Annotated in this window: 12 protein-coding genes and 1 riboswitch; of the genes, 7 read left to right on the top strand and 5 right to left on the bottom strand. The window is 66.0% G+C overall.

All coding sequences use genetic code 11. From position 1 onward, the window contains the following. Positions 1–26: 26 nt before the first annotated feature. The 3 genes from OSB52_RS07040 to OSB52_RS07030 all read right to left on the bottom strand — a co-directional run bounded on the left by OSB52_RS07040 (position 27) and on the right by OSB52_RS07030 (position 2,706). Positions 27–1,019, bottom strand: coding sequence for a C40 family peptidase (locus OSB52_RS07040; RefSeq protein ID WP_266061138.1), 993 nt, complete (start codon positions 1,017–1,019; stop codon positions 27–29). Between the two features lie 220 nt (positions 1,020–1,239). Next, positions 1,240–1,947, bottom strand: a complete 708-nt coding sequence (locus OSB52_RS07035) for a C40 family peptidase (RefSeq protein WP_266060963.1) — start codon at positions 1,945–1,947, stop codon at positions 1,240–1,242. 14 nt (positions 1,948–1,961) lie between these two features. Further along, a riboswitch (cyclic di-AMP (ydaO/yuaA leader) is annotated at positions 1,962–2,142 on the bottom strand. 108 nt (positions 2,143–2,250) lie between these two features. Next, the gene (locus OSB52_RS07030; RefSeq protein ID WP_266061152.1) at positions 2,251–2,706 is read right to left on the bottom strand and encodes a hypothetical protein; all 456 of its coding nucleotides are present in this window, start codon (positions 2,704–2,706) and stop codon (positions 2,251–2,253) included. On the opposite strand from OSB52_RS07030, the gene OSB52_RS07025 reads away from it, so the two are divergent. Together OSB52_RS07025 and OSB52_RS07020 are read left to right on the top strand one after the other, a co-directional pair. Further along, entirely contained in the window at positions 2,647–4,485 is a 1,839-nt protein-coding gene (locus OSB52_RS07025) for a DEDD exonuclease domain-containing protein (RefSeq protein WP_266060961.1), read from the top strand. The genes OSB52_RS07030 and OSB52_RS07025 overlap by 60 nt on opposite strands. Positions 4,486–4,513: 28 nt before the next feature. Then, positions 4,514–4,792, top strand: a complete 279-nt coding sequence (locus tag OSB52_RS07020; RefSeq protein WP_160901131.1) for an Lrp/AsnC family transcriptional regulator — start codon at positions 4,514–4,516, stop codon at positions 4,790–4,792. 46 nt (positions 4,793–4,838) lie between these two features. Here the strand turns inward: OSB52_RS07020 and trpD are convergent, their stop codons facing one another. Together trpD and OSB52_RS07010 are read right to left on the bottom strand one after the other, a co-directional pair. Further along, positions 4,839–5,912, bottom strand: a complete 1,074-nt coding sequence (trpD, locus tag OSB52_RS07015; RefSeq protein ID WP_266060958.1) for an anthranilate phosphoribosyltransferase — start codon at positions 5,910–5,912, stop codon at positions 4,839–4,841. 25 nt (positions 5,913–5,937) lie between these two features. Further along, on the bottom strand, positions 5,938–6,450 hold the full coding sequence (locus OSB52_RS07010) for a hypothetical protein (RefSeq protein WP_266060957.1): 513 nt from the start codon (positions 6,448–6,450) through the stop codon (positions 5,938–5,940). A 143-nt stretch (positions 6,451–6,593) separates the two neighbouring features. Here OSB52_RS07010 and ctaE point away from each other — a divergent pair, with 143 nt between their 5' ends. From ctaE to OSB52_RS06985, 5 genes are all read left to right on the top strand, one after another. Continuing rightward, positions 6,594–7,205: an aa3-type cytochrome oxidase subunit III gene (gene ctaE, locus OSB52_RS07005; RefSeq protein ID WP_266060955.1), complete on the top strand. Its 612-nt coding sequence runs from the start codon at positions 6,594–6,596 to the stop codon at positions 7,203–7,205. 52 nt (positions 7,206–7,257) lie between these two features. After that, the gene (qcrC, locus tag OSB52_RS07000) at positions 7,258–8,178 is read left to right on the top strand and encodes a cytochrome bc1 complex diheme cytochrome c subunit (protein ID WP_235723249.1); all 921 of its coding nucleotides are present in this window, start codon (positions 7,258–7,260) and stop codon (positions 8,176–8,178) included. Continuing rightward, a complete protein-coding gene (gene qcrA / locus OSB52_RS06995; protein WP_235723250.1) occupies positions 8,175–9,335 on the top strand; it encodes a cytochrome bc1 complex Rieske iron-sulfur subunit in 1,161 nt (386 codons plus the stop codon). Before qcrC ends, qcrA begins: the two co-directional genes overlap by 4 nt. Then, entirely contained in the window at positions 9,332–10,951 is a 1,620-nt protein-coding gene (gene qcrB, locus OSB52_RS06990; protein ID WP_235723251.1) for a cytochrome bc1 complex cytochrome b subunit, read from the top strand. Before qcrA ends, qcrB begins: the two co-directional genes overlap by 4 nt. A 75-nt stretch (positions 10,952–11,026) precedes the next feature. Beyond that, positions 11,027–12,550, top strand: coding sequence for a bifunctional phosphatase PAP2/diacylglycerol kinase family protein (locus OSB52_RS06985; RefSeq protein WP_266060954.1), 1,524 nt, complete (start codon positions 11,027–11,029; stop codon positions 12,548–12,550). Positions 12,551–12,584: the final 34 nt, after the last annotated feature.

Genomic DNA, 12,584 nt, shown 5'->3' with positions numbered 1-12,584 from the left:
GGCACGCGTCCGTCGCCGATCGCCACTCAGTACCGACGGGCGGTGTTGTACGGTCCGGCATCGTCGATCGGCACGACCTTCACCGGCACGCCGAACGTCGAGGCATGGATCACGTAACCGTCGCCCACGTACATGCCGACGTGGTGGGCGTCGGAGTAGTAGATGATCAGGTCACCGGGCTTCAGGTTCTGTCGATCGACCGGTTGACCGGACCCGCTCTGCGCTTCACTGGACCGCGGCAATGTCTTGCCGGCCTGCTGGTAGGCCCACACCATCAGACCCGAACAGTCGAACGAACTGGGCCCGGTCGCGCCCCACACGTACGGATCACCGATACGAGTCAGCGCGGCCTGCACCGCGACGAGAGCCGACGAGGTTCCCTTGGGCACGAGCCGGGGGTCGAAGTCGAAATCTGGGCCGCGCAGGGCAGCGAGCTGCTTACCGGTCATCGATTCATAGACCGCCCGGATCTGCACCGCCTGCAGTTGCAGATTCGCCTGCTTGGCCTGCAGTTCCCCACGCGTTTTCTCCGCGGCGGCCACCGCCGCGGTCGCATCGGCCGCCGTCTTGTCTGCCGCCCGCTTGGCCTCGGTGGTGGTGGCGCGGGCGTCTTTGAGGCCCTGGAGATCTGCCGCGGATTGCCGGGAGATGAGCTCCAGACCGGACATCTGGTCGAGCAGCGCTTGCGGCGAGTCGCTGACGAGGACAGCGTAGAGCCGGTTGACCCGCGCACCCTTGTAGCTGGCACGTACGACCGAGTCGACCCGGGTCTGGTAGTTCTCCAGCCGTTGCTGCGTCGATGCCAGGGTGCGATCGGCCTCGGTCGACGCCTTCTTCGCCTGAGCCACGATGCGCCGCTGCTTGTCGTATTCGATCTGGGCGTTGTGCATCGCCTCGGCCGATTTCTCGGCGTCGTCGCTCAGCTTCTTGTACTCGGCGAGGAGTTGGTCAGGAGTGCGAACCGGAGCCGCCGCCGCCGAACCGGCGGTCATCGCGGCACCGAACTGCCCGGACACCATTCCCAGCGCGACCAGGACCGCGACGAGCAGTACCGGCACGGGTCGTCTGTGTGTCCCCGACCGGCCGGAAACCACGGCTGTCACCTCTTCACCACCATTTCCCCACATCACCGGGCGGTCGACGCCACTGGTCGGCCACGGACCCGCGTGATGTGTCGGGCGGATCACGTGATCACGTGATCCGCCCGACAAAGTCCACTCCGTGCTGCGACCCGCTCGCTCAGTAACGACGGATTCCGGTCAGCGACCAATTGCTGACGTTGTCCTTCTTCACGGGCGTGCCGTAGGTCGACGAATGCACGAATTTGCCGTTGCCGGCGTAGATCCCGGCGTGACCGCCACCGTTGAAGATCAGCACGTCTCCCGGCTTTGCCTGCGCGATCGAGGCGACCGGGGTGCCGCCGCCGAGCTGTCCGTAGCTGTCACGGGGGATGGTCTTACCGGCCTTCTTGTACGACCAGTAGACGAGGCCGGAGCAGTCGAACGCGTTCGGCCCGGCCGCGCCGTAGGAGTACGGCGAGCCGATCTTGCTCTCGGCGTTGCTCACGGCCTTCTGCGCCACGGTGGGCTGCACGCCGAGGATGCCGCCGCCGCCACCCTTGGGCTGGAACTGCTGCGGGATCTGGTCGTTGTTGAGACCCGGGACCGTGAAGGTGCCGATGTTCGGGATCTCGACGCTGGCAGCCGGGTTCTTGGCCACCGGGGCGGCCTGCGGCGCAGCGGCCTTGGGCTCCTGGAATTGCTGGGGGATCTGCTTGCTGTCGACCCCAGGAAGTTCGAAACTGCCGATGTTCGGCACGTGAACCGGTGCGGCGAGCGCGGGACCTGCCGCAGCGGCGAGTGAGCCGACCGTGATCGACCCGGCCACAACCGCGCGCTTGGCCACTTTGCTGCCCCGGTTGGGCTGCTCCAAACGATGTTTCGCCACGAAGCGACTTCTCCTTGCTCTCCCTTCGACCGCCGACCGGGTTAGCTGTCGGATTCGGGCCGGAAGAATGGCCCTACGCAGCACATCCGACGACAAACAGCGTCGTCGGGCATGCGCGATTCACCCCAATTCGGATTGCTCCGAAACTGATGGTTCCCCGGTTCGCCCAGATGGGCGATTGAGCGGTGACCGATCCAGACCACTCCTGTTGGAGCGGGACGCTCTGAAAAGGTCTCGGAAAGGTTACGAAATCGAATGCGGGTCTGTCCACCGACCGACTTAGGCCGGTCGCGCACCGAAATCTCAACCAGCGCGCAGAATCCGCAGGCGCTGCCCCGAAACAGCCTCTTGAACAGTGGTTTTACTCGTTCTTGCAGATACTGCAGACGCTCTGGTGACCATCGCAGCATCGACGAAGACATCGATCGCGGCGTCGATCACCGCGTCCGGCGAACGGCCCGATTCCGTGACCTTTCCTCCACCTTGACCCACCGGGTTTTCGCAGTTGGGGGCATCGAAGAGGACCTGCATCATGCATCCGTCACAGGCGGCCGGACGGCCCGGGCAGGTCTGGCAATCGACGTACATCTGTGATCTCCATCTCACTTGGCTACGGTCGGGATGTCGACGCGTGTCGGAGTCGCCCTCCGGCCCGATTCGTCGCTTGCGATGAAGCGTAGGAACGACCACCGACAGAAAATGCACGAAGGACACCAAACCCACCGTTCCCGCCTGCCACATCAGCATCTGTCGTTGCATCGAACTAATGTTCGGTGCGTGGGTATCAAGGCGGTGGGCGACGGACAACTCACCTTTTCCGACCTTGACGGTGACGCCGGTCTCGACGACGACGATTTCGACCGTTCACTGTTCGACACCACGATGGTCGTCGTCGACCTCGAGACCACCGGCGGCAGCGCGGCGAACGATGAGATCACCGAGATCGGGGCCGTCAAGATCCGCGGCGGCGAGGTGATCGGCGAATTCGCCACCCTCGTCGACCCCGGATGTCCGATCCCGCCCAAGATCGTCACGCTCACCGGGATCACTGAGGCGATGGTTGCGGATGCGCCCATGATCGGCGAGGTGCTCTCCTCGTTCGTGGAGTTCGCCCGAGGAGCGATCCTGGTGGCCCACAACGCACGGTTCGACATGGGCTTCCTGCGGCACAACGCCCGCGCCCTCGGCATCGAATGGCCGTTCCACACCAGCTTGTGCACGGTCACATTGGCGCGTCGCGTTCTCACCCGCGACGAGGCCCCGTCGGTGCGGCTGTCGGTCCTCGCCGACCTATTCAACGTCTCGGTTCGGCCCACCCACCGCGCGCTCGACGACGCCCGGGCGACCGTCGAGGTGCTGCACCATCTGCTCGAACGGGTCGGCAACCAGGGTGTCGGCACCTACCGCGAGCTGACCGCCTATCTGCCCCGGACCAATCCACGCCTACGTGCCAAGCGGTCGATGGCGCAGAGTCTGCCGGCGCGGCCGGGGGTGTATCTGTTTCGCGGGCCATCTGACGAGGTCCTCTATGTGGGTACCGCGGTGGACCTGCGTCGGCGGGTGTCGTCCTACTTCACCGGCAGCGACCCGCGTCCGCGGATGAGTGAGATGGTGGGGCTGGCCACACGGGTCGATCACATCGAATGCGCTCATGGGCTCGAAGCCGGAGTACGCGAACTGCGCCTGCTGGCTGCCCACGCACCCGCCTACAACCGCCGCTCGACGCAACCGCATCGTGGGTGGTGGGTGGTGCTGACCGGTGAACGGTTCCCTCGTCTGAAGGTCTCACGCACCCCGACCGAGGACAGCATCGGCCCCATCGGTAATCGCACCACCGCCGCCACCATTGCCGACATGCTCGCGGCGGCCACCGGTCTGCGGAGCTGCACGACACGCAGCGGGTCCGCCTCCCACCACTGGTGCCGTTCCGAGGCGGCCGGTGGGCCTCGCATCGGAGGCTGCCACGCCGCTTCGGATCGGCCGCTGACACTCCCCGACTATCTGCCTCGGGTCTCGGCTGTCCGCGATGTCATGACCGGCGATTCCGACGTGGCGCTCGCGACACTCACCGATCGCCTGACACACCTGTCCGAGATGCAGATGTTCGAGAGCGCCGCCCGCCACCGGGACCGCTTGTCGGCGACCATCGACGTGCTCGCGCGATGTCAGCGGTTGTCCGCACTGAATCGGATCGCCGAACTGGTGGTGGCCCGGCGTGACGAGCAGCACGGATGGGAGCTGGCGGTGATCAGACACGGCCGTCTCGCAGGTGCAGGCGTCGCGCGTCGCGGGGTGCCGCCGATGCCGGTGGTCGACACCCTCGTGGCCGCCGCCGAAACCGTCCTTCCGGATGTCGGCCCCCTGTTCGGGGCCCCCGCCGAGGAGTCCGCGCTGCTCTACCGCTGGGTCACCGAACCCGGCGCGCGCATCGTCGGGGCCAGCGAGCCGTTCGTTCTGCCGGGCGCATGCGCACAACGATGGTCGGCCTGGTCGCGTGTGGCCCACGACGCACGCGAGTCGCCCCGTCGCGCCGGGTGACTCGACGCACCGCACTACTGTGTCAACCATGATCACCGCCATCGTCCTGATCCACGCCGACGTCCACCAGATCCCGGAGACCGCGCAGGCAGTGGCCGACATCCCCGGGGTGTCGGAGGTCTATTCGTGCGCCGGTGACGTGGACCTGATCGCGAAGATCAAGGTGCGTGACCACGACCAGATCGCGGACGTGGTGACCGGCAAGATCAATCGACTGCCCGGGGTGACCCACAGCGCCACTCACATCGCATTCCGCAGTTACTCGCGGTCAGATGTCGAAGGCGGATTCTCCATCGGTGAGGAGTGAACAGGGCGCGTCCCCGACCAACCCGGGTCTCGGCCTGATGCGGATCTCAGCGCTGGTCGGCGAGTTCGGCGCTGAGCGACGCCCAGCGTTCGAGTAGACGGGCGACGTCACCGCCGTCGAGCACCGCAGCCGCGCGGGTCATCGCCTCGGCCATCGCATCCGTCAGCCCGCTGTCGGTCAGCACGGCGCGTTGTTCGAATGCGACCAGCGCCGCCGCCGCATTGAGGAGCACGGCATCGCGCACCGGACCGCGGGTGCCCGCGAACAGATCGCGGGCGATAGCGGCGTTGCGCTGCGCATCGCCACCCTGCAAGGCGGCCAGTTCGACGCGTTCGACCCCGAGGTCGGCGGGATCGAGAGCGAGCCGGGTGACCTGACCATCGACGACCTGCCACACCGTGGATGTGGTCGTGGTGGTCAGTTCGTCGAGTCCGTCGTCCCCACGCACCACCAGTGCCGAACTGCCACGGTCGGCGAACGCTTGCGCCAGTACCGGCGCGAGATCGTCGAACGCACATCCGATCAGGCCACTCGAGGGCCGCGCCGGGTTCGTCAACGGCCCCAGCACGTTGAACACGGTCGGGATACCGATCTGCTTGCGGGGCGGTCCGGTGAACCGGAAAGCCGGGTGGAACACCGGTGCGAAGCAGAAGCCGATGTTCACCTCGTCCACGCATCGCGCCACCGCGTCGGGCCCGAGCGTGATGTCGACGCCGAGGGCTTCGAGCACATCGGCACCGCCGCTCTTCGACGACGCCGCACGATTGCCGTGTTTGACGACGGGCACACCCGCAGCAGCCACCACCATCGAGGTCATCGTGGAGATGTTCACCGTGTGCGAGCGGTCTCCGCCGGTGCCCACGATGTCCACCGCCGGCCGACTCACCTCGACGAGGGCCGCGTGCTCCAGCATCGCCGACGCCAGGCCGCGTAGTTCGGCGGGAGCCGCGCCCTTCATCTTCACCCCGACACCGAATGCAGCGATCTGCGCGCCGGTCGCGGCATCGCTCATGATCTCGTTCATCGCCCACGACGCCTCGTCGACGGTGAGATCGATCCGGTCGGTGACGCGTCCGAGGATGTGCGGCCAGGTGTACGCGGAAGAGTCCGTGCTGCTCACAGAGAAAACAGTAGTGGCCCGCCGATCAGCGACCCGCCACCGGTGGCTGCAGGACCTGCCAGCGCAGCACTTCGCCACCGTGTCGCGAACCGAGACTGGCCATCCGTGAGCGCTCCTGCGACAGATGCATGGCATCGAGCAGCTGCACCCGAGCGAGCACGACGATCACCTCGTCGGCAGTGCCGGTGTCGGATGCGAGTCCGTCGACGGGCCCCACCTTGGCCGATTGGTACCCGTCCAGCCCGGCGAGCGCGACCGCGAAGTCGACCTGCGAGGAGGGCAGTCGCAGCACATGACGCAGCACCACCTCGTCGTCGGCCCGCCACGCCGAGTCGGCCAGGGCAGTCGAACTCGCCACGGCATCGTCTGCGGATTCGACGACCACCACCAGGCTCGGGTCGTCGACCTGCACCTGCGCGGCCACCTCACGTCGGCCCAGTACCCGGTCACGCAACCGCGTGAGTCGGCCCACCTCCACCGGGCGGCCGTTGAGGTCACGCCGCACCGGCGAGGCCTCCGGTCCACCAGCTCGATTCACCCGTCACACCTCCAGGAAACCATGCTCGTCCAGACACGCCGGAACAGTCGGCGACCGGCGACTACCAGCGACGAAACAAAAAGTTCCGGTGAATATCGGACCCAAGTGGTCAGCCCTTACTACGAACCGTCATACTTCATTTTGTGACTAGCGCTGTAGGTACCTCAGGAACAGCCATCACCTCGCGCGTGCACTCGCTGAACCGGCCCAACATGGTCAGCGTCGGCACGATCGTGTGGCTGTCCAGTGAGCTCATGTTCTTCGCTGGACTGTTCGCGATGTATTTCGTCGCGCGCGCCAACTCCTCGGTGGGTTGGCCACCGGAGCCGACCGAGCTCAACCTCACCCTCGCGATCCCGGTGACGACAGTGCTGATCCTGTCGTCGGTGACGTGCCAGATGGGTGTGTTCGCCGCCGAGCGCGGCGACGTCTTCGGGCTGCGCCGCTGGTATGTGCTGACGTTCCTGATGGGTGCGTTCTTCGTGGCCGGACAGGGCTATGAGTACTACCACCTGGTGCACGAGGGCACGACGCTGAGCTCGAGCGCCTATGGTTCGGTGTTCTACATGGCCACCGGTTTCCATGGCCTGCACGTCATCGGTGGTCTGGTTGCCTTCATCTTCCTGCTGATCCGCACGAAGTTGTCCAAGTTCACGCCGGCCCAGGCCACCGCCGCCATCGTGGTGTCGTACTACTGGCACTTCGTCGACATCGTCTGGATCGGCCTCTTCGTCACGATCTACTTCATCAGGTAGCCGTTCCCGGCACGCCTGCACAACAGTCCGCCCGCTTAGTAGAGAGTCACAGATGAGTTCATCTCCACCGCGACCGTCGGATAACGACGACGTGGACGCCGGTACGGATTCCCCGGTCGGCGCCACCCCGGCGCGCAAGGCGAAGTCCCGACGCAAACTGCGTCGTCGTGCGAGCGGCACTCTGCTGCTGCTCGTCGGTCTGCTGACCGCCGGTGTTCTGGCATCGGTCCTGACGCCCAAACCTCAGGTAGCCGTCGCCGACGAATCGAACGCCGCCCTGATCGCCGACGGCAAGAAGCTCTACGAGACCTCGTGCATCACCTGTCACGGCGCCAACCTGCAGGGTGTGGACGATCGCGGCCCGGCTCTGTTGGGCGTGGGCGATGCAGCGGTGTACTTCCAGGTCTCCACCGGCCGCATGCCGGCCGCGCGCGGCGAGGCCCAGGCCACCCGCAAGCCGCCGAAGTTCACCAAGGCCCAGATCGACCAGCTCGGCGCCTACATCCAGTCCGAGGGCGGCGGTCCGCAGGTCATCTACGAGCGCAACGCCGATGGCTCGGTCAAGATGGAAGACGGCCTACCCGTGCTCGCCCAGGAGTCGCTGCGCGGCGACAACCTCGGCCGCGGCAGCGAGTTGTTCCGCCTCAACTGCGCCTCGTGCCACAACTTCACCGGTCGTGGTGGCGCGCTGTCATCGGGCAAGTTCGCCCCCAACCTCGATGGCGTCGAAGAGCAGCAGATCTATACGGCGATGCTCACCGGACCGCAGAACATGCCGAAGTTCTCCAACCGGCAGCTGTCGCTGGAAGAGAAGCGCGACATCATCGGCTTCATCAAGTACGTCACCGAGTCCAATCCGCAGGGCGGCCTGAACATCGGCGGTTTCGGCCCCGTCAGTGAGGGCATGGTGATGTGGGCGATCGGCGTCACGGCGATCGTCGCCGGCGCGATGTGGATGGGATCACGGACATGAGTGCACACGACGGTAAGGACACCCCGTCGCAGGACGAGCTCGACCAGATGAGCAACGACGATCTGGTCAAACTCGGCACCAACCTCGACGGCGTGGAGATCATCCACCGCGCCGAGCGGTTCCCGGAGCCGGGCACCGGCGTGGAGAAGCGCGCCGAGCGTCAGGTCGCGATCTGGTTCACCATCGCCGGTCTGTCCGCGATCGCCTGCTTCATCATCTTCATCTGGAACCACTGGGAGTTCGCACTCCCCGATTCCGCCGACTACTGGCGCTACACCCTCAACACTCCCCTGTTGGGTATCACCTTCGGTCTGTCGGTGCTGTCGATCGGCATCGGCATGGTGATCTTCACCAAGAAGTTCATCCCTGCCGAGATCTCCGTGCAGGATCGCCACGACGGTGGTTCCAACGAGGTCGACAGGCGGACGGTCGCAGCGGAGTTCAACGACTCCCTGACCACCTCGACCCTGCCGCGTCGCAAGATGATTCTCGGATCGGCCGCCTTCGGACTCGGCGCCTTCGCGGTCACCGGGCTCGTCGCCGGCCTCGGCGGCATCATCAAGAACCCGTGGGCCAAGGGTGACGACGCGCCGCTGTGGCACACCGGTTGGTCGCCGATCTACAACCCCGCCGACGATCCCAACGAGACCGTCTTCCTACGCCGCGACACCGGCAACCCGCACCAGGTCGCCCTGGTCCGGCCGGAAGACCTCGACGCGGGCGCCATGGAGACGGTCTTCCCGTGGCGCGTGTCCGACGGGTACGGCGAGACCGAGGAGTCACGCCACAAGCTCGTCGAGGGTCTGCGTTACGTCAGCAACCCCGTCATGCTCATCCGCTTGCGCCCCGAGGACGCTGCCCGCGCCATCAAGCGCAAGGGGCAGGAGAGCTTCAACTACGGCGACTACTTCGCCTACACGAAGGTGTGCAGCCACCTCGGCTGCCCCACCTCGCTGTACGAGCAGCGGACCAACCGCATCCTCTGCCCGTGCCACCAGTCGCAGTTCGACGCGCTCGAGTACGCCAAGCCGGTCTTCGGTCCGGCCGCCCGGGCACTGGCGCAGCTGCCGATCACAGTGAACAATCAGGGATACATGGTCGCCGCAGGCGACTTCATCGAACCCGTCGGACCGGCATTTTGGGAGCGTAAGTCATGACCATCGCCGACCGTGTCGCGGCGCAGGCCAACGAGGTCGACTCGCGATATCACGCCGCCCCGGGCATCCGGCGGCAGATCAACAAGGTGTTCCCCACCCACTGGTCGTTCCTGCTGGGTGAGATTGCGCTGTACAGCTTCGTCATCCTGCTGGTCTCGGGTGTCTACCTGACCCTGTTCTTCGATCCGTCGATGAGCGAGGTCATCTACGACGGCGCCTATCAGCCACTCAATGGCGTGATGATGACCAAGGCGTACGCCACCACCCTGGACATCTCGTTCGAGGTTCGTGGCGGCCTGTTCGTGCGTCAGATCCATCACTGGGCGGCACTGCTGTTCGCGGCGTCGATCGTGGTGCACATGGCGCGCATCTTCTTCACCGGCGCGTTCCGTCGTCCGCGTGAGGCCAACTGGATCATCGGCTGCGTCTTGCTGATCCTGGCCATGTTCGAGGGCTTCTTCGGCTACTCGCTGCCCGACGACCTGCTCTCGGGTACCGGCGTCCGCGCCGCCATGAGCGGTATCGTCCTCGGTATCCCGCTGATCGGCACCTGGATCCACTGGGCTTTGTTCGGCGGCCAGTTCCCCGGCGACATCATCATCCCGCGCCTGTACATGATGCATATCCTGCTGTTCCCAGGGATCATCTTGGCGTTGATCGGCGCGCATCTGGCACTGGTCTGGTACCAGAAGCACACCCAATTCCCCGGCCCCGGCCGCACCGAGAAGAACGTCGTCGGTGTGCGTATCCTGCCGGTGTTCGCGGTCAAGTCAGGTGCGTTCTTCGCGATCACCACCGGTGTGCTGGCCATGATGGCGGGCATTTTCCAGATCAACCCGGTCTGGACCATCGGCCCCTACAACCCGGCGCACGTGTCCGCGGGCTCCCAGCCCGACATCTACATGATGTGGACGGACGGTCTGGCCAGACTCATGCCCGCCTGGGAGTTGTACCTGGGCAATTACACGATCCCGGCGATCTTCTGGGTGGTCGTGGTCATCACCATCATGTTCGCGGTGATGTTCGCCTACCCGTGGATCGAGAAGCGGTTGACCGGCGACGATGCGCATCACAACCTGCTGCAGCGTCCGCGTGACGTGCCGGTGCGCACCGGTATCGGCGCAATGGCACTGTCGTTCTGGATCATCCTGACCCTGTCGTGCATGAACGACATCATCGCGCTGAAGTTCGACATCTCGCTGAACGCGACCACCTGGATGGGCCGGATCGGTCTGATCGTGGTGCCGCCGCTGGCCTACTTCATCGCCTACCGGTGGGCACTGTCGCTGCAGCGCAGTGACCGCGCGGTGCTGGCCCACGGCATCGAGACCGGCATCATCAAGCGGCTGCCGCAGGGTGAGTACATCGAGGTGCACCAACCTCTCGGCCCGGTCGACGACCACGGCCACCCGATCCCGCTCCCCTACGAGGGTGCCGCACTGCCGAAGCGGATGAACAAACTCGGTTCGGCAGGAGCACCCGGTACCGGCTCGATCCTGCTCGAGGATCCGCCGGAGCAGCAGATCCGCAACACCGAGCGCGAGCACGAGGTGGAGAAGTCCGAGCAGCAGGCGCTGCGCGAACTGCAGGCAAAGGGTGGCAACCCGCTCGACTGATCTGCGGTGAGCATCGACCACGGCCGCCGTCGCACATCGCGACGGCGGCCGTGTTTGCGTGCGTAGGATCGAGGAGTGATCAGTCCGCGCCGCTCGCCCCGTGCCGCTCTCCGATCCCGCTGGGACTCCACGGGTTTGCGCGAGATCACCCGCGGACTGGGCACACTCGACGCGGAGATATTCGAGACCATTGCGCAGTCCCACTCCCCCGGACTCGACGCAGTGATGCCACGGCTGACCCGGGCCGCCGATCATTCGAAACTCTGGTTCGCGATCGCCGGCGCGATGGCACTCGGCGGTGGCGCGACGGCGCAACGTGCCGCGGTACGCGGAGTTGTGACGGTCGGCGTGACGAGCGTGCTCACCAACCAGATAGCCAAACGCATCCGCAGTCGTCCTCGGCCCGAGACGGCATCGGTTCCGCTGCAGCGGCGATCTCGGCGGACCCCGACCTCCAACTCGCTGCCGTCGGGACACTCGGCCAGCGCGGCCGCCTTCGCCATGGGCGTCGGCATCGAACACGCCCCGACGGGACTCGTCCTCGGTGGCCTTGCCGGCCTGGTCGGATTGTCCCGCATCGCCACCGGCGCACACTACCCTGGAGATGTCTTGGCCGGGTTCGGGATCGGGGCGACCATCGCAGTCATCGGCGGCCGTCTGGTGCCACCCATCACCACTCACGACATCGCGATCGCCCCGCCGTCGGATGTACCCGCGCCGGCGTGTCCGGCTGGGGCGGGCGTGGTGGTGGTCGGTAATCCGGAGTCGGGGTCCGGCAACGGACGACAGGTGCTCGACAAAGTGCGTGCACTACTCCCCGACGCGGAGATCATCGAAATCGGCCCCGACGACGACATGCCCGATCTCTTACGTCGGGCCGCGGAACGGGCCGACGTACTGGCAGTGTCCGGCGGCGACGGCACCGTCGCCTGCGCCGCGCCGGTGGCGCTCGAGGCGGGGGTTCCCCTGGCGGTTCTGCCCGGCGGTACGTTCAATCACTTCGCCCGGGATCTGGGCATCCGGTCGGTGGCCGACACCGTCGGCGCCATCACCGAAGGCCGCTTGACACGCGTGGACATCGTCAGGCTCAACGATGACACGGTCGTGTTGAACACGGCTAGTATCGGCGCGTACCCGCATTTCGTCCGCACCCGGACCCGCCTGCAGCACAAACGTAGTCGGCCTTTCGCCACCGCCGTCGCGCTCATGGCCACGCTACGCCGCACCCGTCCCGTCCGGATTCGTGTCGACGGCGTGGTCATGGAGACGTCGCTGTTCCTGCTCGGCAATTCGTTGTACCGGCCGTCCGGTTTCGCACCATCGCGACGACTGCGGATCGATGACGGACTACTCGATGTACGCATCCTCGAGGTCGGTCACCGATTCGCACTCGCACGTCTGGTGGGTTCCATGCTCACCGGACGGTTAGAGCGGTCGCCGCTGTATCACGAGTTGCAGGTGCCCGAGTTCTCGTTCTCCGCGGTGGACGAGCCGCTCGTGGTGGCCCACGACGGCGAGGTCGGTGAGAGCTACGACGAGGCCACATTCCGCGTCGATTACCGTGCGCTGTCGGTCTATACCCCGGCGCCCCGACGCTGACGGCGATCCCCGACGGGGCCAGTCGGCGTACGAC

It is taken from the genome of Gordonia aquimaris, assembly GCF_026262595.1.
Taxonomy (GTDB): Bacteria; Actinomycetota; Actinomycetes; order Mycobacteriales; family Mycobacteriaceae; genus Gordonia; species Gordonia tangerina.
This window is presented reverse-complemented; position numbering and strand designations above follow the sequence as displayed.

Excerpts from the sequence above, each read along its gene's own strand:
- qcrC (WP_235723249.1), top strand. The coding sequence starts at position 7,258 with ATGAGTTCATCTCCACCGCGACCGTCGGATAACGACGACGTGGACGCC.
- OSB52_RS07040 (WP_266061138.1), bottom strand. The coding sequence starts at position 1,019 with ATGGTGTCCGGGCAGTTCGGTGCCGCGATGACCGCCGGTTCGGCGGCG.
- OSB52_RS07020 (WP_160901131.1), top strand. The coding sequence starts at position 4,514 with ATGATCACCGCCATCGTCCTGATCCACGCCGACGTCCACCAGATCCCG.
- OSB52_RS07025 (WP_266060961.1), top strand. The coding sequence starts at position 2,647 with ATGCACGAAGGACACCAAACCCACCGTTCCCGCCTGCCACATCAGCAT.
- OSB52_RS07030 (WP_266061152.1), bottom strand. The coding sequence starts at position 2,706 with ATGCAACGACAGATGCTGATGTGGCAGGCGGGAACGGTGGGTTTGGTG.
- qcrB (WP_235723251.1), top strand. The coding sequence starts at position 9,332 with ATGACCATCGCCGACCGTGTCGCGGCGCAGGCCAACGAGGTCGACTCG.
- qcrA (WP_235723250.1), top strand. The coding sequence starts at position 8,175 with ATGAGTGCACACGACGGTAAGGACACCCCGTCGCAGGACGAGCTCGAC.